The 26,947-nt window shown below is 35.6% G+C and carries 24 protein-coding genes and 2 pseudogenes; 1 reads left to right on the forward strand and 25 read right to left on the reverse strand.

Translation table 11 applies throughout. From position 1 onward, the window contains the following. Window positions 1–218 precede the first annotated feature (218 nt). Together IGI44_RS10305 and IGI44_RS10310 are read right to left on the reverse strand one after the other, a co-directional pair. Window positions 219–926 carry a flavodoxin gene (locus IGI44_RS10305; protein ID WP_438787650.1) on the reverse strand — a complete coding sequence of 236 codons (708 nt, stop codon included), beginning with the start codon at window positions 924–926 and terminating at the stop codon, window positions 219–221. Further along, window positions 923–1,567, reverse strand: a complete 645-nt coding sequence (locus IGI44_RS10310) for a DUF4405 domain-containing protein (protein WP_438787651.1) — start codon at window positions 1,565–1,567, stop codon at window positions 923–925. Before IGI44_RS10310 ends, IGI44_RS10305 begins: the two co-directional genes overlap by 4 nt. Window positions 1,568–1,753: 186 nt before the next feature. Here IGI44_RS10310 and IGI44_RS10315 point away from each other — a divergent pair, with 186 nt between their 5' ends. Beyond that, entirely contained in the window at window positions 1,754–2,548 is a 795-nt protein-coding gene (locus IGI44_RS10315; protein WP_438787652.1) for a C39 family peptidase, read from the forward strand. Window positions 2,549–2,662: 114 nt separating this feature from the next. Here IGI44_RS10315 and IGI44_RS10320 read toward each other — a convergent pair whose 3' ends face one another. The 23 genes and pseudogenes from IGI44_RS10320 to IGI44_RS10430 all read right to left on the reverse strand — a co-directional run bounded on the left by IGI44_RS10320 (window position 2,663) and on the right by IGI44_RS10430 (window position 26,939). Further along, entirely contained in the window at window positions 2,663–3,493 is an 831-nt protein-coding gene (locus tag IGI44_RS10320) for a DUF5677 domain-containing protein (protein ID WP_438787653.1), read from the reverse strand. A gap of 336 nt (window positions 3,494–3,829) precedes the next feature. Next, a complete protein-coding gene (locus IGI44_RS10325) occupies window positions 3,830–4,705 on the reverse strand; it encodes a conjugal transfer protein (RefSeq protein ID WP_438787654.1) in 876 nt (291 codons plus the stop codon). Between the two features lie 13 nt (window positions 4,706–4,718). Then, window positions 4,719–5,141, reverse strand: a pseudogene (locus tag IGI44_RS10330) (C40 family peptidase); the annotation flags it as partial. Between the two features lie 118 nt (window positions 5,142–5,259). Beyond that, entirely contained in the window at window positions 5,260–7,128 is a 1,869-nt protein-coding gene (gene ltrA / locus IGI44_RS10335) for a group II intron reverse transcriptase/maturase (RefSeq protein WP_438787655.1), read from the reverse strand. Window positions 7,129–7,867: 739 nt separating this feature from the next. Continuing rightward, a pseudogene (locus IGI44_RS10340) lies at window positions 7,868–8,449 on the reverse strand (lysozyme family protein); the annotation flags it as partial. After that, complete coding sequence (locus tag IGI44_RS10345; RefSeq protein WP_438787656.1) at window positions 8,446–10,482, reverse strand: CD3337/EF1877 family mobilome membrane protein; 2,037 nt, start codon at window positions 10,480–10,482, stop codon at window positions 8,446–8,448. The pseudogene IGI44_RS10340 and the gene IGI44_RS10345, both read right to left, overlap by 4 nt. Then, window positions 10,483–12,930: an ATP-binding protein gene (locus IGI44_RS10350; RefSeq protein ID WP_438787657.1), complete on the reverse strand. Its 2,448-nt coding sequence runs from the start codon at window positions 12,928–12,930 to the stop codon at window positions 10,483–10,485. Beyond that, window positions 12,914–13,306 (reverse strand): conjugal transfer protein, encoded by a 393-nt coding sequence (locus IGI44_RS10355; RefSeq protein ID WP_438787658.1) that lies wholly within the window; start codon window positions 13,304–13,306, stop codon window positions 12,914–12,916. The genes IGI44_RS10350 and IGI44_RS10355 overlap by 17 nt, the downstream gene beginning before the upstream one ends. Window positions 13,307–13,318: 12 nt before the next feature. Further along, window positions 13,319–13,621 carry a hypothetical protein gene (locus IGI44_RS10360; RefSeq protein ID WP_438787659.1) on the reverse strand — a complete coding sequence of 101 codons (303 nt, stop codon included), beginning with the start codon at window positions 13,619–13,621 and terminating at the stop codon, window positions 13,319–13,321. Between the two features lie 56 nt (window positions 13,622–13,677). Beyond that, window positions 13,678–14,193: an antirestriction protein ArdA gene (locus IGI44_RS10365; RefSeq protein WP_438787660.1), complete on the reverse strand. Its 516-nt coding sequence runs from the start codon at window positions 14,191–14,193 to the stop codon at window positions 13,678–13,680. 1 nt (window position 14,194) lies between these two features. Then, window positions 14,195–14,416, reverse strand: a complete 222-nt coding sequence (locus IGI44_RS10370) for a hypothetical protein (protein WP_207435002.1) — start codon at window positions 14,414–14,416, stop codon at window positions 14,195–14,197. Between the two features lie 65 nt (window positions 14,417–14,481). Beyond that, window positions 14,482–14,781 carry a hypothetical protein gene (locus IGI44_RS10375; RefSeq protein WP_438787661.1) on the reverse strand — a complete coding sequence of 100 codons (300 nt, stop codon included), beginning with the start codon at window positions 14,779–14,781 and terminating at the stop codon, window positions 14,482–14,484. Further along, window positions 14,768–15,091, reverse strand: coding sequence for a hypothetical protein (locus IGI44_RS10380; RefSeq protein WP_438787662.1), 324 nt, complete (start codon window positions 15,089–15,091; stop codon window positions 14,768–14,770). The genes IGI44_RS10375 and IGI44_RS10380 overlap by 14 nt, the downstream gene beginning before the upstream one ends. Next, window positions 15,078–16,265: a replication initiation factor domain-containing protein gene (locus IGI44_RS10385; RefSeq protein WP_438787663.1), complete on the reverse strand. Its 1,188-nt coding sequence runs from the start codon at window positions 16,263–16,265 to the stop codon at window positions 15,078–15,080. Before IGI44_RS10385 ends, IGI44_RS10380 begins: the two co-directional genes overlap by 14 nt. A 287-nt stretch (window positions 16,266–16,552) precedes the next feature. Next, window positions 16,553–18,433 (reverse strand): AAA family ATPase, encoded by a 1,881-nt coding sequence (locus tag IGI44_RS10390; RefSeq protein ID WP_438787664.1) that lies wholly within the window; start codon window positions 18,431–18,433, stop codon window positions 16,553–16,555. After that, entirely contained in the window at window positions 18,430–18,900 is a 471-nt protein-coding gene (locus IGI44_RS10395; protein ID WP_438787665.1) for an ABC-three component system middle component 2, read from the reverse strand. Before IGI44_RS10395 ends, IGI44_RS10390 begins: the two co-directional genes overlap by 4 nt. Continuing rightward, entirely contained in the window at window positions 18,900–19,859 is a 960-nt protein-coding gene (locus IGI44_RS10400) for an ABC-three component system protein (RefSeq protein WP_438787666.1), read from the reverse strand. The genes IGI44_RS10395 and IGI44_RS10400 overlap by 1 nt, the downstream gene beginning before the upstream one ends. A 185-nt stretch (window positions 19,860–20,044) precedes the next feature. Next, on the reverse strand, window positions 20,045–21,403 hold the full coding sequence (locus IGI44_RS10405) for an FtsK/SpoIIIE domain-containing protein (RefSeq protein ID WP_438788968.1): 1,359 nt from the start codon (window positions 21,401–21,403) through the stop codon (window positions 20,045–20,047). 31 nt (window positions 21,404–21,434) lie between these two features. Beyond that, window positions 21,435–21,686, reverse strand: coding sequence for a hypothetical protein (locus tag IGI44_RS10410; RefSeq protein ID WP_438787667.1), 252 nt, complete (start codon window positions 21,684–21,686; stop codon window positions 21,435–21,437). A 52-nt stretch (window positions 21,687–21,738) separates the two neighbouring features. Further along, window positions 21,739–22,101, reverse strand: a complete 363-nt coding sequence (locus IGI44_RS10415) for a YdcP family protein (protein WP_438787668.1) — start codon at window positions 22,099–22,101, stop codon at window positions 21,739–21,741. A 19-nt stretch (window positions 22,102–22,120) separates the two neighbouring features. Beyond that, window positions 22,121–22,435, reverse strand: coding sequence for a YdcP family protein (locus IGI44_RS10420; RefSeq protein ID WP_438787669.1), 315 nt, complete (start codon window positions 22,433–22,435; stop codon window positions 22,121–22,123). An 18-nt stretch (window positions 22,436–22,453) separates the two neighbouring features. Next, a complete protein-coding gene (locus IGI44_RS10425; RefSeq protein WP_438787670.1) occupies window positions 22,454–22,825 on the reverse strand; it encodes a hypothetical protein in 372 nt (123 codons plus the stop codon). A 265-nt stretch (window positions 22,826–23,090) separates the two neighbouring features. Continuing rightward, the gene (locus IGI44_RS10430; protein ID WP_438787671.1) at window positions 23,091–26,939 is read right to left on the reverse strand and encodes a SpaA isopeptide-forming pilin-related protein; all 3,849 of its coding nucleotides are present in this window, start codon (window positions 26,937–26,939) and stop codon (window positions 23,091–23,093) included. Window positions 26,940–26,947: the final 8 nt, after the last annotated feature.

Raw genomic sequence — 26,947 nt, forward strand, 5'->3', positions numbered from 1 at the left:
AATTCATAATACTGCCAATGCTTATTTCAATCTAATGAAATGCCTTTGAAGCATTGCATGGCAATTAGATAGTATACAAGCTTTGCTCAAATCCTATACAAATTCACAGCCTTCTTTGCTGACGTGAACATAGGCAACACAAAAGAGTGATCTACTTATATTTAATAAGTAGATCACTCTTTTGTGTTTACCAGATGTATACGAAATGTTTTTTATGCTTACTCTTTTATTGGCAAAGAATCTATCCAATCATTTATTATGTTTTCGACATCATTCATGTCTTCACGATAAATTCCTACTGGTTCAGCCAAAGTTGTGGACTCTGGTAACGCATCCCTTAGATCATCAATAGAACTTGCAAGTCCACCAGTACCGTGAGCACAAAATGGAATGACAATTTTATTAGAAAAATCATTTGATTCAACAAAAGAATGAATTGGCATGGGTAAATGATACCACCAATTTGGGAATCCCAAAAAAATGACTTCATATTGTTCAAAGTTTTCTACATTTCCGATTAACTCTGGACGCTCTTGATTTCTTAACTCAACATCAGCTTGATCTAAACATTCATCATAATCCGGCGAATAAAGATTTTTAGTACGTATCGAAAACTGATCACCAGCAATTCGGTTTTGAATTGCAGCAGCCATTATTTTTGTATTTCCTGGATCAAGAACACTAGCTGATGTAGTTGCATCAATATCAACCGAATCTGGATTCTCTACTGTGGTATTATCTGCCCAAGTAAAATAGGCAATCAGAACCTCAGAAGAGGTTACATTTGAAGGATCATTATCGCTTTCTGAGTTATCATTAATAGTAATTGAAAAATCAGTGTTCTCCTGATTACTAACACTCTCTTCTTGAGAACATGCGGTTAATGGCAGCAACATAGTAGTTAACAATAGTATAGCTCTTTTCATTCTCTTTTCCTCTTTCTTATCAGACTTTTTTTTAAATAGTTCCCCATTGTTGCAAAACAAATAAATAATGAAAAATACTCAATAAGGTGAACTATTGATGCTTTTGTTGAGTCGTGAAAAGAGAACTCTGTTAATCCCAAAAGATAGACATAAGTTTTGCTATTCACAAAAGTAAAAAATCCATATACCGTGATTCCTGCTATTATGAAATTCAATACTTTAAGATTTAGTTTTCTTTGTAAAAAACGAGATATTTGATCCCAATGAAAACCAAGATGGATGGCGGTTAGTAAATAAGTCCAGTAGGAAGCAATCATATGAGTTTTTCGAGCTAATCTCATCCCAGCTCTAACATCAAAAAAAGCAAAAAGGTGTCTCGACATATAAACACCTGTAAAAATCGTCAAAACCACACTGATAATCATGAATATATTCAGAATGGTCTGTACACATTTCAATAAATTGTACTGACCATTAAATATCCTTTTCCACCAAATTCTATTTAGTAGGTTATGATAAACAATCAGAATAAATACACTTACTCCAGCTATTTCGTGCATGATACCTTCAGTTATGTGAAATAGCATCAGTATTACAAAAAGAATAAAAAGTAGCAAATCAATTGCATATTTCTTCTTCACAAGCATACTCCTTTAAAATTGATACATCTTAGTTAAGAAAACTTTAGCAGTTAAAGTGAACTGGAAGTCAAGTACAAATATAAAATATCTCTTGTTGGTCAAAAAAAAAAAAATTATTCTTCTCTTGACTTCTAGTTCGCTCTAACTTATATCATAAAAAAAATTGATACAGGAGGACTGCAAATTATGAAAAAACAGTCTATAAACAAAAAAGATAGAATCATCATTATTTTTTCTTGCTTAATTGCTATAGCAATATTGGTGATAGTAATCAAAACAACGGGGTATAGCTCAGTTGCTCAGTCAAATACTACAAAATCAAACAAGAATGATGATAAATTAGAACTAGTGTCACCTTCTGATGAAACATCTAAAGAAACAAAAATTAAAGATAGAGTACAATTGGATGTACCATTATTAAATCAAATGGACTCACCTAGACTATACAATGGATGCGAAGTTACTAGTCTTGCTATGATTTTAAACTTTCATGGAATTTCTGTTTCAAAAAATCAGTTGGCCGATAAATTAGTAAGTGTTCCTGTCCAAGACTCTCAAGGTTATTATGGAAATCCCAACAAAGCTTTTGTCGGAGATATTACGGCGAATTATGGAGCGGGCTATTTTGTCTATCATGAGCCCATTTTTAATTTGGCAACGGAATTCGTTAATGATCAATTTGAAGTTATTGATTTGACCAATAAGAGCTTTGAAGAGATACAAAGAAATCTATCCAATGGAAACCCCGTTTGGGTTATCACCACCACCTCTTTCAGTCGCAATGGAACAAATACTATCTGGGAGACACGAGAAGGGGCTGTATCAGTATCGATGGTTGAACACAGCGTCGTTTTAACTGGATACACCGAAGAAAAAATCTATCTTAATGATCCATATGGCTACAAAAATTATGAGACAGACCTCGAAGATTTCATTGATTCATGGGATCAAATGGGCAATCAAGCAATCGTAATACAATAAAATGGACCAGATATCAAAAAAATAAGAGAACAAGATATCATTATATCTCGTTCTCTTAAATTCAAACCAGAATTCTCACGGGGATAAGTTTTCGATTAAATCACTAAATGACATTTATTTTAGAAAATTGCATGCATTGGCTATTCTTCTAAAATTTTCAACCTGTTCTTTATCCTGTATTAAATCATAGTATTTACTTAGTTCATAGATAACTGTAGAGAGGTATGTTTCGATAGCTAAATAGCATAAATAGGTAGGAAGGGTGCCATTTAATTTGAACGTAGAATCGTTTATCTCAAGATTTCCTATCGCCCCCATTGCATGAACATCGACAGAAGTTAATCCATAAAAAAAATGATATAACGGTTCATTCATCCCAACAGCTAACATCATATCTTTAAAATTATTGTACTTCCAGTTCAAAGAATACCATTTTTTATAGTATTTTTTCTTCTTACCTTTTCTTTGAAATGGAGGTGAAGAAAATAATTCACTCCACTTTTTTTCATAGTAACCAACATAGTCTTCTAAACTACTAGCTTCTGGAAGTTCTTTTCTCAGTACTTTTAATTCTGATTCTGTCAACGATAGTTTATAACTTGGATCAGTTTTGGGCATAGCTAATAATTTCTTCATGGATTGAATTTTTTGATTGTAAAAGTATGAAGTAGCTAGCTTTTCCGTATCCTCTAAGAGAATAAATCGTATACTGACATTCAATTCTAAAAATGCTCGTGTAAGTATACTTATTGATTCTTCTCTGTTTGATTCAGACAAAAGTTGAATAGTTTTTACTCTTTCAATCAGATTTTTTGTCATAGTTACTAAGACAATATCAACGAGTTCATTTCGGTCATTTTCATTAAGATAACCAATCAAATAATCATATGCCTTTTCTATTTCAGGGATAAATTCTTTTTTTAATCCCAATTTATCAAATTCCATCTTTTCACTCCTTTAAGCTATTACTATCATTTTTTGACAGAATACTATCATAATTCTTGATTAAATTCCCGTAATATCGATTCAAACATTACACCTATGTGAAAGTCACATAAAAAAGAACAATAGTTCCTAGAAAACAAATAAAACCAAGAAAAATGAAGATTGAAAAATACAGAGGTACTAATACTAACCTTTTTGTCTTTTTAAGTTTTACATAAAAGAAACACATCGCAAAAAATATCAATAACCATGCAACATAAGTATGCGTATGCATTTTCCTTTCCTCCTAAAGTTTGTCTTAGTTAAATTCTACCGCATATTTTCAAAAATGTATGCTTAAATCCCGGCTTTTATAATCCAATTTCCATCCATTTTATCAAGTGTCAATTCATAGTCAAAACTAAATATCGCCTTTGTCTCTGGATCAAGATACTCAGTGATTAATTTTACTTTCACACTCTCTTCCAACTTAAAAAAATGGATGGATTTTATGCCTGAAAAAATATATCCTTTTTGTATTTCACGAATTTCTTTGTCACTACTGATGTAATAAGCTAGTTCTGTTTTCTTAGCAGTCGGATAAACATTAAAGAATGTTTCAAGAAATATTTTAATCTCATCTTTGGTATTTTGACTAATTTCCATATCATCTTGGTTAACTTCATTTTTTTGTTCCAATTTATTGTATAAACTAGCCATTTGTGGGTTGGATGCAATCACTACATTTTTTTCATTATCGGTTTTCACACGAATGTAATAGGCGGATTCGATTTGTTGATTACTCTCTCCTTCAATCACTTGTTGAACAACAGAAAATAAAATTTTATACTCGTTCGATTTCATTTCTTCTATATTCCAGATACTAACATTTTGAACAATAGATTGTGTAGGAATATCTGAACGAATCATACCAGAATTGAGACTTTGTAAATCTTCATTCATGTATTTTTTTATCTTTTCAGTGCGTTGTTCCAAGTGCTCTTTAGTTGGTTCCCAGGCAAAATAAACTCTCGCAAATTCTTCGATATAGCTAGATACAAAGTGAGTATCCGTTAACTTTGTTTCAATTACTTTCTCTTCATGAATCGTGTGTTGATCAATCGCAGTAAAGTTTTTATAGACACCAAAAAGGACACTGCTAATCAACAATGTCCATAGTGTGATGGTGGTTACTTTTCGTAACCCAATCGATTTCACTTTTGTTTTCTTCATATAGATTCTCCTTCTAGTTTACTCTTCCAGCACCGATTAGATGTGCTTGCCAATAAGCTTCATTCAAGTCTGCATAGCCGATTGGATTGCCTGCATGATACATGCGATTATTACCAACATAAATTCCGATATGTGTCACATAATCTGAGGTCGCATAGGTGGAATGGAAAAAGATTAAGTCCCCTGGTTTCGCTTCACTTAAAGACAAATGTTGGGTGACGTTGTACTGCATTTGAGCCGTTCGAGGCAAGTTAATTCCTGCTTTGGCAAAACACCATTGCACGATCCCACTACAATCAAAGGAAGTTTGCGGATTACTGCCACCAAACACGTAAGGATAGCCGTGATATTTCAGGGCTTCATCCATGATCAGTTGGACAGTTTCATCATCAAATTTTGTCGTATTACTTGTTAGATAAGGTTCAACCAACTTCAATAGCGATAGGTAATCCTTTGATACAATCTCCAGATTTTCCCCCGCTCCACACCGTACGCGAGACTTTCACCTCATACGGCGTTCCATCAAAGTTATGTTTATAAATTATGTCGTTTCTTTAATTGACCATTAAAACACTGTTGTTTGCTTTTATTCGTAATTGATTGATTTTATCAATTTGAAGACTGGATAACTTAAATCGTTTCAAATAGTGAGTAATTATGGATAGATTTTTGGCATGGATTAACCGATGAATATCTTGATGAAGAATAATTAGATTCTGATATTTGTCAGAGCCACCTAAATACTTTGGAACAATATGATGGCAATGAATATCTAATATATCTAACATTTCACCTGTTATACCGCATTTCCCTCGCTGGGAACTATACTTAGAAATTCGATTATCAACGTATTCAATACTTCTTTTGATTTTTGATGTACCCATCATCTGGGTTAGACTTGCTGGGTTAAAATCAAGTGTCTTATGAATGAATTGACGTCCTTCTTTTGTATACTTATTTATACGAGAATTCAACGACATAACCTTTCGATGTTTTACATACCCTAAGGGTATGATGGGGTACTTCTGTAACCATCGAACTTGTTTGCTTTTTCCATAATACCTTTTGATGAAAAGATTAAAGATACTTCCCTCTTTTTTAGTGGGTAGCCTTCTATAAATAACCCGACTGATTAGTTGATTGATTCTTGCAAAATCGGCACTAACCTGTGTAGCGACCCGATAATAAAAGTGAATACCAATAACCATGGAATTGTATTTCCTTAACTCATCTAGTTGAGTATTTTGATTTATTGGCTTCATTAGCTTTTTCAGCTGATTTTTCAAGTTTTTACTGATTCTTTTTAGTGATTTTTTGCTCACATGTGACTCGACTACATATTTTCGCTCTTTGCGCATCAATTTTATTTCAAACCCTAAAAACTCCGAAGATTTCTTCTTTAAATTAATAATCTTAGATTTATCTTCATTAATTTCTAGGTTCAATCTGTCATGAAGCCATTGCTTTACTGCATGATAGATGGCATTGGCATGTCCTCTTTTCCTACAAAACAATTTGAAATCATCTGCATAACGAACAATGTATATTTCTTTTAAATTTGATTTCCGCAATTCTTTATACTTGTTCCCCTTGTCTAGGCCTTTACCTTCAGCAGTTCTATCCAGTACTCTTGCAGATTTACTTTTGCCAGGCATATCTTCCCATTGAGAAACTATCCACCAATCCAATTCATTTAGTACGATGTTGGAAAGTAGGGGAGAAAGAATTCCTCCCTGTGGCGTTCCTTTTTTAGGATGAAAAACCTTTTTATTTGGTAGAACAATAGGGGCACGAAGCATAGCTCTAATGATTCCAAGTAACCACTTGTCCTGAATACCTAGCGTCCACATTTGCTTAATTAACTTAGAGTGATTGACATTATCGAAGAAACCTTTAATGTCTATATCTACTACAAATTGCAGTTTGCTAATATTCATCAATCGGTAGCACTTAGCTATAGCGTGATGAGCAGAACGGTTTGGTCGAAAGCCATAACTGTTATTGTGAAATTTAGCTTCGCACACGGGTTCCAACACTTGAAAAATACATTGTTGAATCACTCTGTCCATAATAGTTGGGATTCCTAAAGGTCGTGTTTCTCCATTTGGTTTAGGAATTTCGACTCTTTTGACCGCTCTAGGTGAGTAGGAAGAAAGGCGTGCTTGGACTGTTTTAACAAATTCATTTTCTTCCATGGCTTCTATGTTTTTAATCGTCAATTTATCTACACCTGCGGTGTAACTGCCATGATTCTTCTTAATATTTCTGTAGGCTAGTTTGATGTTATTATCTTTCATCACAATGCTCATTAAATCAGTAAAAACCATCTTATTTTCACTTTTAAAATAGAGTTCATCAAAATCATCAGTCATGTCATAGTATTCCATGTGACGAAGTGTTTTATTGGTTTTAATTTCTTTCATAGCACTACCGCCTTTCTTAATGTTAAGGGCAAAAGGTAGTGTTTATTTAGTCATACTCGATTCTATGAATAACATTCTATATAAACATTGTTTCTTTGACTTGTGGCTATCCCTCCACTATATTTCTATAATTTCATAGGTACTGTGCCACTACTCTCACTGGCATAAACAAGCTTATTTATTCGTCTTGAACGATTCATAGGAATATAGTTTCCTCCACGTTGCCAGCTTTCCACGTTCCAATATTTCTATCTATTTCATATCTATTTTTAGGTGCTTACTTTGAGCCTGTTTATATCCAGTACCTGTAATACTGCATGGTTGTTCATATCTACGCATCTTACTTAACCACTACAAACATTCATTCCCACTGATTGTGGTAGAATCCGATACATTTCTATACCGTCCAGTTATAGACCCTTTCATTCGCAAGTTCGTCAGTTATTTTTCAAACATTCTCACCTTGAATAGTTTATAGACTCCCGATCTATCAGTTACACCATCCACCTCTGAATAGCTTTCGTACAACGGAATTGTTTACGGTAACTTTCAACCGACTTCACCGAGCTTCTAACAACCATTTAACTATCTTATGATTGCTAGTCGGAGTATTAGAGGAGCGTTTCAGGGCGTTACTCCATCATTCCACTTCTCGAAATATTAGTTCTCCTTCACTAAAATTTGATTCACGTTTTTTAGTATAAGTGCCTAACCTTTTCAGTTAGAAACGTGTCGCACCATAAAATTGATTGCCGTAGTTATAACGCCACCCACCATTGATCGGTACTGCCACTGGATTTGTATAGGTGACTCGTTTTCCACCAGATTTCTCCCTTGAAAAACTCTCCGCAAGTTCATAGGAGTACGTGCTCCCACGACTTGCGACATAATTGATAAATCCTCCACCAAAATTATAGGATTGAATAGCTGTGTTCACATCACACCCGTGTTGCTCAATCCCTCGGATCAACTCAGAAAAATACTTACAGCCCTGTTTGATCGAAGCCTCCGTATCTAATGAATTGGGCGGTAAGCCTAAACTTTCTGAACTTTGCATCACATCAGCAACCTTCCCTCCACTTTCCACTTGCATAATCGCAAGAATCGTTTTGACATGATCTGTAATGCCAAACTCCTGGCAGTACTTCTCTACTAAAGATTGATACTTTAGGACATCGGGAGATAGATTCAATCCAATCAGGTCATTTGAACTCGCATTACTTTGATCTTCCTCACCCATTAGGACGATTCCAGACAGCAATGAGCCTAAGAAAAGAAAGAAGATTAAAAAAGGAGCCGCTAATTTTAGGACACCTTTCATCGTCGTTTACTGCCTTTCCCTGACATGGTATTCTTTTTCTTTGTAGATAATCCTTTCTGGACAGTTGGTCGTTTCTGTTGATCCAAGGCTACTGTTCGCTTGATCCCTTGACTATTGTTTAACGGACGAGGCTTCTTATCAGAAACCGTCTTTCGATTGGATGTATCAATGGGTGGTAAAGGTTTAGATTCTCTGTTTCCCTTGTTTGTTTTTTTCGGCAATGGTTGACCGGATTTCTTTTCTTCGCTTCTTGGAGCAAGTGAGGGCACTCGTTTCTCTTTTGGCTGACGTTTTGGTTTTTCCAACGAACGAGTTGGCGCATTTCTTCGTTTAGAATTGCTTGTATTATCGAATTGTTTCTCTTTTGGCTCAATCAATGGAGAGGAAGAACTGCCTTTGAACTTCGCTTGTTTGTATTTTCTAGATGCCTCTTTTTTCAGTTGTTCTGCACTTTTTTCTTGGTTATTTATCCGATGATCCAATCGTTTATCCTTCGCTTTTGATTTATTTTCATCGGAAGATAGTTTGGATGGCAGTGTATTTGGTGTTCGTTGTTCTCGTTTTTTTGTCGACGGATTTTCGTTTTTCTCCGGCCGCTTGGGTTCTTTCTTCGTTTCCTCCGACTTTTTCTTACTACTTTCTTTTCTACTAAATCCTAACCCTTTCATGACCAATCCTCCTACGGCTAATTTCCGAATCGCCCGAGTGGCTGTTTGCTTCGGTCGACGCATGACACGACCACCAGTGCTTTGTGAATCGGCACTATTGAGGGCCATCATCCCCATCAAATCATTCAACTTAAAGTAAATACCGGCAAAGATCACAATTTGCATAAAAGCCACGACGAAAAAGGGTTGAGTTGCAGTTAAGCTATACACCATTGCAGAAAGTGAAAAAGAAATTGTTAGAACTAGCGTTATACCCGCTCGCATCATGATGACATTAAATAAGCGCATGATCGTTGTCTTCATCAAATGATTGAAGCTTGGGATCATAGAAAGTAAAAAGCTGATCGGCAGAAACACCGCAAAGATAATGAAAAGAACTTGTGAAAAAATCAAGATCCCTGTCAGTATAAATACAAAGATAGTAATCAGTATATTAAATAGAAAGATAAAAACCGTCACACCTAGTCGGTTAATAGTTTTTGTAATGGTCATATTGTCGTTTTCTCTATCGTTGATTTCTTCTTTGATAATCTCAACACGGTCTTTTCCTTTGTTGGCAAAAGGACTAGTAGATTCTAAGGCTTCCACCCGTTCTTCCCCCACCGTTTCAAGTTCAGAATCCCCATATTGCAAAATCATCCATGGCTGTTTCACTTGAATCTCAAATAATGAATCTCGGATCGCATCCACACTGCTCTTTCCACTTGTTTCTGAATTGGGCATGGTCATACTGGAACCGACATCTAAGGCTGCATTGCTGATATCAGCAGAAAATTCATTGATTCGCGAAATGTAACTGGTGGAATAAGCAATGAAAGAAGAAGACAACACAAAAATTGTGAAGAAACTGACCAGCGCCCCTGTGGCTTTAGTTGTTTCGCGCTTGATTAAGCCTGTATAGGTGACATAAATTCCCATAATCAGAATCAGTAAAAGCAATAGACCTGGATAAAAGCCTTTGGACATAAAACCTTGTTCGTTGATCCCTGCTAAGGTTTGAATGTTTCGACCAATCGCTTCAGTGGTATCACTGATAAAATCCAATGAATAGGCTTCGCTTACTAAATAGCCTGTTGCATTGGACAGATAGACACTAATTATCCAAACGAAATTTGTGATCGCATAGATGCCATACGTTACTGATTTACCAATTCCATCTCCCCAATTCCAAGGCAGCCAATCCCAACTAGAGTCTACAAAATAATCCAATTGATAGTTCTCTAATGGATACTTGGAATAGTTGTTACTTGTGTCAATTGTTTCATCGATTAATCCAGCCGCTTGCGAAGTAATAGAAATGACGGACAACAAAAAAAAGATACCGACGATTGCCAATAGTATCTTGATGAATCGCTTTTTCGTCATCTACTCACCTCCAAGTACAGGTGGTCTCGTATCAAAGGCATGGAAGAGATGTTCAAAGATGTAGTCAAATTGCACCACACCCGTTCTTCCCCAAATATCTTGGAAGAGGGCTTGTCCATTTTCTAAGTTCCGTAAACGGTTTTGGTTGCTTTCGTCCTCTTTATCCAATCCAAAGAATTCTAATGTATTCTTGATTTCATTGATATCCGTCGAACGGAAGGCAAATTTCATACCGATATTGTTCTTCATTTTTTCATCTAATAGATCATTCGCATTTTGAGTGACAAAATAAACACCTGCATTCATTGCTCGGCCTTCACGAACCAGTTTCATCGATAAGGTTTTTCCTTGTGCGACTTGAAGGACAGACCACGCTTCATCCAAGTCTACGATTTTAAAGATAGACGTATCTGAATGGATAAAGTCTAAGGCAAAGGTACTGATTACCATCAACATGGAAACACTTAACATTTCCATTGTGGTATATTCTTCCATTGTGGTATTGGCATCCGGTAAGATTAAATCTGCCACTTGGATCACATTCAATTGTTTATCCAAACTAATTGTATTGTCAATATTTCCATCACTGAATAATAGTTGAGCAAAATCATAATCTACAAAGGATTCAATATGATCAGCGATACTATTGGAAATCGAAGAATTCTCATTTCGTAGTTCTTCAATCACTCGCAATAATCCTCGTTGATCAGAATGCGCCACTGTCCGAATAGCTTTTCGAAGCGTTGGAAATTTCTCACCATCCCGTGAAGAAATACCTGTTAAAAAGGTCAAGGTATCAATCGCTAAGCTTTCGGAGTCTTTGACATTCTCCAAAATCACAAACGGATCGAGCAAGCCACGATTCTTTTCCTCACTCGTCAGATTGATAATATTGATTTCCTCTTCAATATGAACCAGGTCTTCTTTCCAGTTCCCTCGTTCACTTTTAGGATCAAGAATCACCGCTTTACCACCGAACAGCACGGCATAATAAACCAATAAATTATTGGAGAAGGACTTTCCACCACCAAGACTCCCTAAGAATGCCGCAGCTAATGCATTCGTGGTGGTACCTTTAATTCCTTGTGCCGCCAAGTCAGGTTGAATAAAGACATTCCGTCCAGTATCCACATTGAAGCCAACATAAATTCCTTCTCGCTCTCCCAAACTTTGGGTGGCACCAAATCCTAAAGATGAGATAAAATCACTGGTCACATACTGAATGTAATCATTCATGAATCGCTTGGCGGACGGAATAAACTCTCCTTGAAGTCCTAACATATCGCCAAATGGACGCACCAGTTTGACATTGAAATCATCGTAAAAATCTTTGACTTCATTACAGCGTTTCTTTAGTTCGTCTAAGGAGGGCGCTGATACACGAATCACATAACTCAGTTTGTACATGGATTCTTTGGTTTGATCCAATGTTGTTTCCAATTCATTCACCGAATCCAATGCTTCCACCACATTATTGGCGGTTTCATTGTCGCTTTCCCAGGCATGATTATCTAAATCTTTCAATTCTTTCTTTTTGTTTCGTACTGTTGATAAGGCTTTTCGGTTAGGGACAACCTCGACATTCATTGAGGTATCGATGGGAAAAGAGAATTGTTGTTGCTGGTAATAAAACAGTTCACTGTGAGGAAAATCTAGTTCACCGACAATCGAGTTGATAGTAAAATAGGAAACGTACATTTCACTGTCCTCATTCGTGATTTTCAAATAGCGTTGCTTTTGTTCAATCATACAGCGCGTCGGTTTGATTAGATCGTATTTCTTGATTCGTTTTTGTCCATTCAATTCTTCTGTAGGCAAATGAAATTCATAATCCTCATAAGCCATCCCATCTTTGCCATGTAGATGTTCTAGAATGTAACCGAAATCATCTTTGTCTAATGGACGAAAATGAAAACGACGTAACAGCTTATTCTTTAAAAGCCGCTCTAGCTTTTGGTATCGATCCACTTCATCCGCACTCATTTGGACAAAGTCGCCCATCAAGTTGGAATTAACGCCGTGGACAAAATCTTGAATTCCTAGAATAAACTCATTCCAATAATGCCTTAGATTGACTTCCTGATCATGCAGGATCAACTTAAATCCAATAAAAAAGCGATAATCTACTTGGTTCTCACCAATCAAATCGATTAATGCTTCTGTTTGTCCGTCGATATGTTGCAGGGCGGCTTCTTTTAGTTTTCCTTTGACTGTTGCTTTAGACCGTTCCTGGACCTCTTTAATACTGGATTCTGCACTTAATTGAAGCGCATGAATTTTTCCTTCCCGATATTGTGCAACCAATTGTCTAAAGTTGTCATGTACCTTGAATTTTTCTTCTGGGCTTAGAAACGAATAGTTGAAGGGAATCAACTCATAATAGGCAAAGCATTCGCCTTCATGATTAAACACTAGATTATTTTCGATATATTTAATTGGATAGTCCAAGCATTTCACTCCTTACATAGGTGACATTGACTTCCATGACAACCTTTTGTTCACTTACTTTTTTCTCACTATAGATCACTTTTGGGTTTGTGTAGTAGCGATAAATGGAGCGAATGAATCCCACTGGTTTTTTACCATCAAATGACTTCTGAGACATAAACCAAGCAGTAAAGCCTGGTATTCCTAAATACTTCAATAAAGCACCCTCGATCAAAGACAACGGCGGCACATTAGCAAGAAAAATCACGAAGAATAGGGACAACACAAACCACGTCATTTGGTTAAAAGTAATTGGAAATGGAAGCTTCAAATCATTGATAGCATAAATCACCTTTTCAACATTCCAAATACTGGTGTAGCTGCGAATCTTTTTCATGCTGCTTCCTCCTTATTCCAACGTGATCCAAACATCTTGTCGATTATCATCTAATTGACATCGATAAAGGATAAATGTATCGTAGCGAGCAATACCCTTTCTAAATTCCGGATAATTGACAGTATGAAACCAGACACCAAATTCTTTTTCCTCAAACAATTTTTCTGGTGTAAGGTAGTCACAATTTTCTTTCGCATCTGAAACAACCGTTTCAAACAGTTTTTTCTTGATGCTTTTCTTCAACAAAGGGAAGGACAATAAGTTGTCGATCTCCTCTGATAAACGTTCTGAATTTCTAATTTTGTAGTTGTACATGGGTTCCTCCTTGTAAAAAGGCAGACCGAGTAAACGATCTGCCTTCCATAGTAAAGTTATCCAGTGTATTCAAAGACGCCATGCGAGGTCACTAAATAATTGCCTTCAATTTCCATGTCTCTGCCAAGTGCGGCATAGTCAAAGTAGTTTCGTAAATTTTCGGGCAAGGCGCTCAACATGCCTGTTTCTTCAACATAGTATTCCGCTACGTCTCGCATGGATTCGCAATCGGAATAACAAATGATGTCATCGGCATGTTCCAATAGTTCCTCCATATCCTTGAACCAAAAACTGAGAATCTCTCCAAGTTCGTCATAGATAGGGGTTCCTTCAATTTCTTGAATCAAGTCATAGAGGTGATTCAACCGATCAATCGATTCATACTCGCTAATCGGGAAAGGTGCTTCGTAATCGTGAATGGCAAATTCTTCGTACTCTGCATTCAAGCCAATTTTTTCAGCTACTTCTTCTTCATCAATGGGAAAGGAGAACCACGCACCAACGAGTTCTCCTTCGTTGTATTTTCCCAAATTCGCAATGTAGACCTGCATACCACTTACACTCTTCGTCATTCTATCCACCAATCACGGTGTTAAAAATATTCAACAAGACATCTTTCACACCAGCAGTATTGAAGACGAGCCCGACTGCAATGGCCGCAACGATCAGGAAACCAATCAATTTGGAAAATTCACGTTTGAATCCCAAATAGACACCAATTACCGCAATCGCCAGTAAGACTAACGATTGGGCATTACTCGTAAACCAATTGAATAAATTGACACCAAAATTCATCAACATTCCTTCTTTCTTAAGATTAGCCTGTGGGAGTCTCCTTCATAAAATTTTGGTTTTTCTGCTCAGGTAAACCAACGACCTGCCAATTCTTTGTTTAGTTCTAAATAGAGCGCGAAAGATTCTAAGCGTTTCACCGCAACCATTAGCGGAACACGATCACAGTAGACCTTGAAATACGTTTTGCCCGTTGGCATACACCTCATTTTATAGAAACTGTAAACAGCTTCTTTTCCTTTCTCGTCTCTCTCTGCTTCAAAAAACAAGGTCGTAAACTTCCCAAGTGTTCGATAATAAACAGTAGTTTCAATCCCACATTGGAAGCCACTTTTTTTTAATCGCTTCGTTAGGTTACTTTCGAACACGATTCCTCCATTCTCTTAATTCAAGTTTCAACGTACGTCGAGCCTCCTGCATATAAGCTCGATAGATTCTATGTGATGGGTGCTCTTTTAGGAGAGCATTCCCTTTCACATCTAACAGGTAGCCAAATCCAATTTTCGTCATTCGCCAATCAAAATAATCACTTGGTGACCCATATCCCTCCATTTCAAAAAGTTGAAGGTAGGCCGGATCTTCTTCAATTCCTACTAGCTTTCCTTGGTAGCAATAGATATTGAACACATAACCATCCTTTTTTTCTTTAATACTGAAAAGAGGCTCATTCACTTTCATCAACCAACAGTTCCTTTATCATGAGGGTGTGTTGTTCAATCATCTTTTCATGCTTCTTACTTAAATTGGTCTCATTCAACAATTCATTGATTTTATTGGTGTTGTTTTCTCGATCAATCAGCAACAACATTTTCAACGTCGGTGCTACTTGTTTTCGTAACCAAGCCATCGTTTGGCTCAATTCGACAGGCTTCGGTGCCGTGGTCAGTTTCAATTTTTCTCGATTCTCTCCCATGAATTGTGCCCACATCGGGTCCATCTCCCAGTTGGCTTTCTTTTTGGTTTTTCCAACTTCTAAAAACACAATGTAGGCATGGATGATGTTGAAAATCGTTTGTTCACAGTTGCGATAGATTAATAAGTCCTGTATCGCATGATAAGCACGGTCATTTTTCAAGCGCAGTTCATAACGATTTTTGATCTCTGCTTCTTCTAAAGAAACGCCTTTTTTGATCATCTGTTCAATGTTCTTTTGATAAAAGCAGAAATAGATATCGCTTTTCAAAGAACCAATGTAAAGTGTCCGACCAATGAATAATTGTTCCGACTCATTTTCTAATTTTCCCGAACTGAGTTCTTGAAAAGAGCGAAACTTGGAAGTTAATTCTCTTCGCTCACATTTTTCAATCAGATAAGGAATGGACAGTATCCCGATTTTGTCATTAATCGCTAGATCAATGCGTTTGTAATGGACCTTTTCCTTTTCGCATTGCACAAAGAAATCAAACCAGCTTCGACCTTGTGCCACTAATAGACTTTCAAATTCCCGACACCCTTGTCCCTTCATCTCAATCAATGTCCCTTTTTCGTCCTCTTCAGGTGAAATCATGACTTGGATATGACTAAACACATATTTAGCAAGATAGCCATAAAAGGCATAATCTTCATACAGCATGTATGTCATCTTGATTTTCAAGAGATTCTCAATCACATGTTTGACATCGTGGGTATCGAATCGTAGGCGAACATAATCAAAAACCAATTCCAAATCCCGATTTGGATTTAGTCGTTCCACAGCAGCCATAATCGCTGCTTGCATCTTTTCCGATGGTTCATATTGATCCGTTTCAATCATACTGATATAGCGCCGAGAACAATTGCTTTCAACAGCTACTTGTTGTTGGGATACTCGATAGTCTTCACGTTTCTCTCGTAACCACTGTCCAAAATTCAACGTTTTCCTCCAAACAAAAAGGATGAGAAAAAATAAAGGCTTTTTTCTCATCCATCATTTCTAAGAAAGTACTTGATAATTCAAGCATCTTAGCGATTATTCAGTTGTGAATCAGGTATTTACTACCCCCCTAGTTAGATACTGGGGGTTTCTTCTTTGGGACGCGCAAGCGCGTCCCAAAGGCAAGCTGCCAGCTCGCCGCTAAGCACTAAGGTGCCGCGTCGGCTGTTGCTTGATTACAACACTCTTTTATGCAAAATTAACGTTCAATTGATAATAATCGTGAGCTATACATCATCAATCAGTCCGCTTTGGCCATTTGATGAAAATTCTAGGATAATGTCTTCTCTAGGTAAGAAATCTGGATAACCATTATTAATGACTATCAGTTGGATTTGATCTGGAAATTCTTCATCTAACTCTATAAAGTATCTGATAATTGAATTGTAGATTTCTTCATCTTGAAATTCTTCACTAGATGAAGAAATACCTAAATTTTTTCTTGGTGTGTCTATCATTAGTAAGTTTAAATGATTTCCTTGGTTATTAGTATTTTCAACTAATATTGAAAGATAGTAGGCCATGGTTATAAGGGTTACAGCACCTAGGCTTCCTAAATCATTATACTTTCTACCCCTAACATAGGGTAAATAATTTTTAGAATTGATATAAGCTCCTTCCAACTTAGGAAACCTAAAAATTCGTAGGATTTCTTCGAACTTAATTGATAGATTTTCCATGACTACCGATTTATCATTCAAAACAGCTTGCTCTTCAATTTGTTCTCTTAAACTACTTACTTCTTTACCTTTATCCATTAAAAGTAAAGCTAATCTATTCAATTCTTTAATAAACCTAAGACTATCATCAAGTTCATCTAACTCTTTATAATACTTTCCTAAATTCATATTAATTAAACTTATTTCTGAAACAAAAGGATTTACGTATTTCTCAGTTAATTCATTTAACAATCTTTCTTCCTGTAATATTTCTTGTGATAAAACATCAATTTCTTTAGAAATTTTTCTTCTTCTGTCAACTTCGAATAGTATATGTTTATCTAGCTCGTTCTTTTTCCTTACGATATTTTTCCGATCATTTTTTAAAACCAAAGTATTTTCAACAAGTTCCTCCATATTTCCTCCACAAAGGCTACAATCCCCATGGCTAATATGATTTTCAATCGGTTTTAAACAATTAGGACAAAGAACGAAACCATATTTATTTATCTCTTTGATACCCATAATCGTTGCGTCAATCTTTTCTATATCATTTTCATATTGATTAAAAAGTAAACGAAGCTTTTGGATATATTGATCTTGATCTTGAAGATCCTCCATGTGCTCTTTTTGCACTTTCTTTTTATCTAAAGTTGCCTTACTAAGATTGTTAACCTCACTTTTCGAGGTTTGTTTTTCAACGAGCTCTTTATTATTTAACAGTACCTTATTTAATTCAGAAATATGTTCTTCAATTTCAACTCTTCGTAATCTAACAGACTCAAAATTTTCAATACCAGAACCCTTAAGAAAATCATCAATACCTTCATATTTCAATTTTTCTTCTTTCAGCTCTTCTTGTTTCTTTTTCAGAGTAGCTTTCAATTCACCAAGTAAAGTATCGTAAAAATTGAAGATAATTTCAAATGTTGCCTTTTCTTTATTGAACACAGGCCAATTTTTTTCAGAAAGCATATCTTCACTATCAATCTTTGTTTGCTTCAAATAAGAGTACTTAAATAAATCTCTAAAACTGAAAGTTTGATTGGAAATTTTGACACCACTAAGACCTAACTTGGATAAAAGAAAATTTGAGAGTGATTTTTCATTACTAGGATCATCAACACTAAAGATTCCAAACTGTAAGAATTTTTGACTCTGATCATCAAAAATTTCAACTAAAACTGGCAGGGTAAATTCAAATAAGGTTCTTTTAATCCTATAAAGAGTACCTTCTAGTATAATTTCTAACTCAACATCAGTGCATTTTGAACCTACTTCAATATATGACTTATGTTTATCAGCTCCTAGAGCGTAATCAATCAACTCCAAAATAGTAGTTTTGCCAGTAGAAGTTGGGCCAGAAATAAAATTCAAACCCATCTTAAAATCAAACTCATAATCCTTTTCAATACCAACTAATCTAAAAGTTTTCAAAAATAGTTTCACATCAAAGAACTCCTTTTTCTCAACAGTATTTTGTCGATATCAGACATAATTGCTTTCTCACTAAGTTTAGATACATTCTTAATCACATACTTGCTTAATTCAGTAACTGTTTCAATATAAGGAGTATCCAAGTTTGAAACAAAAGATATCCCTTTCTCTGAAATATAGTAGCACTTTTTTTCTAAAGAAAAACTAATTAGATTTCTACTGAGCAGATCAACAAGTACTGCAGAATACAGTTTATAATTTGGCTTCCAATGAAAATAGGAATACTTAGTGTCGAAATCAAATTTAGGGTTATCTTGATTTATTAACTCTGGATATTTTAGGTAAAAATCGTAGAGTACTAATCGATTTTCAGAAGTGTTCTTTTTATGTTCTAGTCCAAGTGATTCTAAAAAAATTGATAGTCGAATAATTGTTAAATAGTATTCTTGAAAAGTGACTCCTTTTATAATCTCTTTCATTACCTGTTCTCCATGTATTCAATCAATTTTGTCATATAGTCTTCAATCCATCCAATTTTCTTATCGTTTGCTAGATGATGAAGAATACCCTTTTTTGATAATAATGTATATTCATTTGTCGAAGCCAAGGTTGTAGAATCTAAATCTTCAACTCTAGTATACATTTTGTTCAATAAGTTATTTCCATCAAATGGATGTTTGTGTTCACGATACTGTGTTTGCCAAAGTGAGAAAATTTTAGATTTCAAGTTATTGTAAACTCGTATTCCAGCGACCTCATCTTTGCTTATGCTTTCTTGTCTTGATATTTCTGCATTGAAGAATTCTACTTTGCAATCATTAATCCCAGTAACATTGGCACTCTCAAGCATTTTCACAAATATGAAGTCATTGTATTCTTCTTCCAGATTTTCAATATCGTCAATTCCATAAAGGATTTCTTCCATAACCTTTTGTCTCTGAGTAATTAACTCGGACAAAATAGCATCTAGTTGAATTCTTAGGTCGTCATCGAAAACTTGGGTATAAAGTTCATGTTTCTTCAGATTATTAATTAAATAGCTTCCATCACAAAGCTCAATCTTTACTCCTGTTTCTATTTCCTTCTCGTTTTTCCACTTAGACCACCAAAGCAATTCTTTTTCTGTCAAAACAGTTGGAAGGCATAAGTACCATTCAGAAACATCATATTTTTCGTTAACAGTTTTAAAAGATTTTCGTATTTGTTGTTTTTGAGAATCCTCAAGCTTCTCCAAAAAAAATTTACACTGGTAGACTTTTTCGATTTCGGGGATATCTCCAACAAGCACATCAATTCCACCATCACCTTGGGAAGGCTTGACTGTTTTGGCTTTTGGACCATGTTGACATTGGAATAGACTTACACATATCTTTTCAAAAATCTCTCTTGCACCAGCTTCACCATATTTAGCAACAAGATACTCAAAATTACGCTCCATTAGGACACCACTTTTCTGATTCTTTCTCATATAACTAACTTTATTTTATCATACTATTTTAAAATAGATAAAAACAAATCCGTTTTTATAACAGAAAATTGGTGGCGTTAAATAATTTCGTCTCATCAGAAAAAAGTTAGATTTGTTTGTCGTCTAAAATTTTTTTAGTTATTTCGAACAGTAAACTACTTAACTTTATTATTATTGATAGTGTTCATCTTTGCAATAAAATCATAATCCTTTGGTACTAATGGTGTATAAAATTCGCTGATCACACTATTTCCAGAATCCACATAACCTCTACCTCGAATTCTCTTTTGAAAAAAATCTTTATTCGTTTCGCCGAACATCATACCGTACCCGAGTTCACTCATCCTCCCTAATGCAACACGAAACATAAACTGATCTCGAATTCCATCACCAAGATATTTAGCATCTGGTCGCTGGCAGGACAAAATAATGAAAAATCCCATTTGACGCCCCAACATGACAATTTGCTTAATTTTACTCATGACTTCTGTATTCTCTCGACCAATCATATCCATAAAAGCCACGTATTCATCGAAAATTAAGAAGTATGGCTGCAAACCTAAATAAGCATAGTTTTCTCCAGTTTTATATCCTTCCATTTGTTTCATGGTCTCAGTGCGTGCCATCATTTTTTCATAGAACTCATTAAGAGCTCGTAGCATCTCTTCTTTTCGAAAATATACATTCGGTAGTACTACAGACAAATCAGCTAAGTCAGAATTTTTTGGATCAAGAATGTAAAGCTCTGCATTTGTACGTAATAACGTCTCAATCAAAGTCAAGATAAAATAAGATTTTCCTCCGCCGGTTCCACCAGCGATCAACATATGCGGTAGTGAATCATAGCTCCAATAAACATTTTTCATCAAGCGTAGGCTACCATTCCTAGCTTCAACATCAGAAATACTGATACGATTGGAAATGGTGTCATACAATAATGTGTAAACAACAAAAGAGTCTTCGAGTTCCTTTTCAACCAACTCACAATACAAACCACTTTCAAGTTTCTTTTCTAAGTGTAATAATTGATCTTGATAACTATTTAAAGAAATCTCAACTGAAATAATCAAATAACCATCAACCATTTTGTAAAACACTTTTGGGAAGTAAGTAATTCTTTCTTTTGATTGATTGGATGATAAATCTTTAAAGAAACCTTCTCGCTGAACGGTTTCAATCTCATACCAATGGTTCTGTAAAATCATTCTAGTAATTTTTTGACGATGTTTTTGTTGTCGATACCAGTCAGGAAAAATCACCATCAAACAATATGCCATACTAAGACATCCCAAAATGGAAAACAAACTAACAAATCCCAATTTTAACCAGTCCATTTGTTGTATCGTTTGACTCATTCGTTCCAATACTGGATCAGTGCTCCTCCAGAATGCTAAAATCTTCTCTTGGTAGACAGCAAACAATATCCCACAAAAAAATGGAAAAAGAATCCAGAAAAAGGAAGTGAACACTAAGTTTTTATCTTTTGGACGAATTCGTTTTCCTCTAATTTTGATGTGATGAATGGGGTTCAAACGTTGAAGCCAATTAGACATCCATCCAACCATCGTATTGCATCGCATCTTGGTAATCATCGTTTACACGATAAAAACGAAACATACGTCCTTTACCATCAATAGTGAGCTCTTCTCCTACAGAAATAATAAAGACTTCAATATCTGACTCTAATTCACCAAATTTCTCTAGAATATCGGATTCACTTCTCTGAAATTCCGTTTTTGTATAACGTCTATAATCATCTAAAAACTGATCAAACCAAATAATAGTTAATTTTCTCATTATCTAGTAAAGAGAGCGCCCAAACAAATAGGCTCTCTCTTTTCCCTTCATCTTATTTATTTTGGTGTTCGTTTTGGTTTGTAGTTAATTTTTTTGCAGGCAAGATATCTGCACACTTAATGTACCAATCCACATCGGCACCTCGAAAATTGGCATTCGCAACTGTATCAATAACTGGATCAACTAACACGACTTCTTCATTATAAGAGAACTCTTTTAGAGATACAGTGGATGGTACGCTGACCTGTATCATCTGTTGTTGACCAGAACTTTTTAAATCATATGTTCGTTCTTTGACAACTTCAGTGACTTCTCCATCGTCTCCTCGTTCAAAAACTTCGCGACGCAAAGCGGAAAACTTTAAAGTTCCAAAAGTTTTTTTATTATCGACTACAATTCCTTCAGCTAATCTCATAAATAATCACCTTCTTTCTTTAGGCTTTTACAATAGTATCTGCAGACAATACATAATTCGTAAACCCACTGTCCCCAATTCGATATCCTTCAGCTGTAATTCTAGGTTCAATCAATTTCACTTTCGTTTCATAGGGCAAATCAATGGCCCCTGCAATCGCTGGAATGATTACTTGAATCGAATCAGCTTTTTGAATAGAAGAGTATAAATTATACGTACGAGAAATCACTTTCTCACGCCCATCTTCTCTTCGTGTTAGAACAGAAGCTTCACCGGCGAATTCTAACGTGCCGAATGTTTTTTCCATATTTGGAATAATTTGTTTTAAATCCATATTAGGTTCCTCGCTTTATCATTTTTCTAAATCAAACCATCGTTTATTTTTTTCATAGGCAAATCGGACGAATAAAACGATTCTATTTTTTTCATGGGTTACTTTTCTCACATAAAAACTTCGAAACTTGGTTTGATTATTTCTAGTCATTTTTGGAGAAAAATAAGCCCATAACAGATCATTTTCTTGTATATGAACAGCCTTTTTCTCATTGAATAATCTTTTCGCTAATCGCCGTCTGTCTTCTGTTGCATAAGCAGCCGTTTGCAATGCTTTTCTTGTTTCCTTTAATAAATCAGCTGAATCTTTCAAAATGTCTTCCAATTCAGCCTTAATTGATTGTTCATCTGAAAATTCAATCTCATATAATCTTCCAATCCTTCTTTTCATCTGTCTTCCTCCCAAGGATTGAACGCTTTTTATCGTATTCAGCTAAAGTTGCCGATAGCAAATAATCATAAAAATCATTTTTAATTGGATGACTCACTCTATTACCCTCACTCTCAGGAAATTTCAGATAGTAGTTCCCATATTTGTTTTGACAAAGGCAAACGTTTTTTATGACAAGCTCATGATCTAACACAAATTCCCCAACCATTTTGATGATTGGGGAATCTGAGGTTTCCAGCGTCATATTTAGTTGTGTGAGATGCATTTATCCAATTGACCGTTTCTTTTTAAACCAATACAATGTACCTGTGATTGCTACTAAACTTACTCCTAATGCCATTAAGATTAGAGAAGATTCTTCTCCTGTTTGAGGTAATGACTTATTGCTTTCCACTTTCACTTCTGGTAATTCCTTCTTCCTATTTGTCATTTCGCATTTGACGATTTCGCCATTTTCTTTGATCTCAAATTCATGCAGAGAATCATCTAGTAAATAACCTTCTGGTGCATCAAATTCTTTGAAGAAATACTTGCCTTTTGGAAGTTTTTCAAAAGTAAACACACCTTTTTCATCTGTGCGACCTTCTACAATAACGTTTTTATCTGCATCTAAAATCTGAATACCTGTATTTGGTAGTAATTCACCAGTGCTGATATCCTTTTTAGTCAGTTCAAAAGAACCTTTGATTAGATTGTTCTTCACTTCAAAAAGAATCGTATCTTCTTTGTCATTTAACAATTCATTGTCTTTTTCATCAAAGGCTTTGACACCTTCTTTAGTAGAGACAATTTTAATGATTTGATTAGATAAAACAAACTGATCGCTAGAAGTTTTTGTTTCTTTCAAGTAGAAAGTTCCTACAGGAAGATTTTCTACGATTCCGATTGAATCTTTATTGATTGTAATCGTTTGAATGACCTCGCCTTTTTCATCTTCGAGAGTAAATAACGCATCTTTGGCATTGTCTTTGTACTCGAATAAGTAACCATTCTCTTTCAATGTTGCACGCTCATTGATTTTTTTGAACTTGAACTCATTTAAGTGCAATTCATTAACAATTGCAGTTCGAGCTATCTTAGAATTAATTTGCTTAGTTCCATAAAGTACTCGATCTTCCCAAACACCAATCTCTTGAACCTTTTTATTGTCTTTTGCTTCAAAAGTGAAATCGTACTCAGTTTCATCAAGAATATGTGACTCACCTGCATCTAGTTCTTTCAAATAGTAGTCACCTTCGGGCAATTGAATCTCAAATGTGGCAACACCATTTTCCACTTTAGCAAAAGATACTAAAGCATTTGCTGGCACGGAAATTTCATCGCTTAATATTTGTTCATTTCTAGTGAAAATCCCGAATACTTGCCCTTTTCCTTCGTTCCAGATGATAGTAGGAAGATTATTTTCCCAACCGTTAATCCCTTCTTGATTTTTATAAAGCTTGATTAGAAGTGATTGGAAATCATTTTGAACAGTTAAAGTTGTAGAAGTCAATTCAACTAGTTGACCGACATACTTAAGTTCGAATGGAATCGGTGTGTCGTCAATAACCAAGCCATTTGGAGCGCTTTTCTCAATCGCTTGATATTTACCCAAATAAAGCTCTGGTGTCATGAATTCGCCTTTTTCATCCGTTGTCATCGTTGCGACAACTTCACCTTTTTTAGCCCGAACGGTACCATCGTTAGTAACAATGTCTTCGGTAGCTTCAATATCAAAAGTAACGTCACCTATTGTTTTGTCATCAAAAATAAATTCATACATGTCCCCATATTCTGAATCCTTTTTCTCAACGCCAAGAGGTGTTTTGACATGTTTGGTTAGAAAGGCAACACCTTTTTGAGATTTATCCTTAAACTCGATTTCAATCAACCCACCATGAGAGCCATCGACTTTGAACGGAATAGGTTCTTTTGCTAAAACATATCCTGCTGGTGCTTGGACTTCGATTAATTCATATTTTCCGTAGGATAAAGCTTCTGAAAGAATTAAAAAGCCTTTCTCATTCGTTAAAAAAGTATCTGTTGTTCCTTCGTCATTCAGATTAGGCATAGTGACAAAATTCTTCGTCTGCAAATCTTTGATTTTGAAAGCCGCGTCACTTCGTGGAATTGTTTTTCCTGTTTCTTCATCCACCTTGACTACTTTTAATTTTTCTTCAATTACCTTGTTTTCAAGTGCGTAGTGATGTGTTTCATTTTGCGTTTTGACAGTCACTTTGAATTTTTCAACAGGTTTGTATCCTTCGGGTGTCTTAGTTTCTTCTACTGTATAAGTGTCATAAGGAAGATCAGTGAATTTCAAGTAACCCTCCACATCTGTTTTACCATTTGCAACAACTTGTTTAGTCGTATCACTTGTAACAGTAAACTCGACACCCTCAAGAGGTTTGATTTTTTCCTTATCCTTGTTCTTCCAATCGTAGTTACCAAATTTAATTAAATCGAAACCACCAGTAATTACTTTTTCTTTCGCAATTGTGCGTTGGGTAGCTACTGCTACAGTTTGTCCAGCATAAGAAATTTTGAAAGGTAGTTTTGTTTGATCCAATTGATAGCCCTCTGGTGCTGTTTTTTCAATCCAGTAATAATCATCCAGTGGAATGTTTTCAACTTTCGCTTCATTATCCTTGGTGGTGACAGTAGCAATCAACGCATCATTCGCGGCGCGTCTTAACTCATAAACAGCCCCATCAAGCGTAGCTGCGCCCTGTGGTTTTTCTCCTGTTTTTTCATCTTCTTTTCGGAGAATGGCTGCTCCTTTTTGCTCATTGTCAGTTGCTTTAATATCCGTATGAGAGATTTCAACGGATTGACCAGCATATTTTAGCTCAAAGTTAATTTTTTCAGGGTTTAACACATAACCTTCTGGTGCTTTTTCTTCTAAAGCATAATACGAACCTAGCTTAAGATTACCTAAGCTCGCTTTCCCCTCAGAATTGGTCGTCATACCTCCGATTCTTATTCCATCAAGGGTATACACGCCATATACGGCACCGTTCAATTTATAGTACTGGTTAAACATGTTAGAACCGTACTCACGACCTACTTTAGTCAAGTTTACCTGTCCTAATTGTTCTTTATTGTTCAAGATCACTTCGATAGTTTTGTTAGGTTCAATGACTACTTCTTTTAATTCACCTTTATTCACGTAACCGTTAGGAGCAGTTACTTCAGTGATTCTTACTTTCGTGCCAGCTTTGATATCATTGACTTGTGCAATTCCGTCGCCGTCAGTCACGATTTCTTTTGTTTGTCCTGCATATTCAAATTTTAGTTTAGCGTTAGGTAAGGCTTGACCAGAGTCTTGATCAATTTTTTTAGCCTTCACATGTCCATTCAAATTTACTTTGATATTAAGATTGAAAGAACCGCCATTCGCTAATTTGAAAGTGGCTACTTTTTGTTGAGAACCCTTTTGGTAGACAAAGCTTTGACCGATATTTTCATTGCTTGCGATACTATATCCGATCTTTCCATTTTCTTTCGAATCAGCTTTTGCCGTCAGCTTCAACGTATTTCCATTTTTCTCCACTTGTAGGTTTGCGCTATTTTCAACTAAATGTTGATACTTACTCAATACTCCAGCGCTATCCGTTAAAGTGATGGAATCACCTACATTTAATTCGATAGTTTGTCCATCAAAAGATGGTTTAGCATTGTGTCTACTCACTTTTGATAAAATTTCGTTTTTTAATCCAGCGTAGTTTGGAACATTTGTAGTAAGAAGCTGATCTCCTAACTCTTCCCAAACCATATGTTGAACAACCGTATAGTTCAAAGCAGTTGGATTTGTTTGATAACCGTAGTAAGCGATAAGTGATAATTTATCCCTTTCAGCTATGGTAAGTTCTGATGGTTCAAAACCACTACCCGGAGTCAAGTCTACGCCATGCTCAATACAAAAAGCAGTAATGCCATCAACCCTTTTCATAAATACAGAATCGTCTGTCCAATGCAAACCACCGAAGCGAGCAAGATGCCAAGTTGTCGTATAATTTGCAACTGGTACGTCTGTCACTGTAGCAGCTAATGCAGTGATGGGGGTAATTAAAAAAGCAGCTACAATTGTCATAAGACTAAAGATTGTAGCTGCTGTTTGCAGAGTTTTATTCATTTCTTTTC

It is taken from the genome of Enterococcus sp. DIV0756 (assembly GCF_051710745.1).
Taxonomy (GTDB): domain Bacteria; phylum Bacillota; class Bacilli; order Lactobacillales; family Enterococcaceae; genus Enterococcus_A.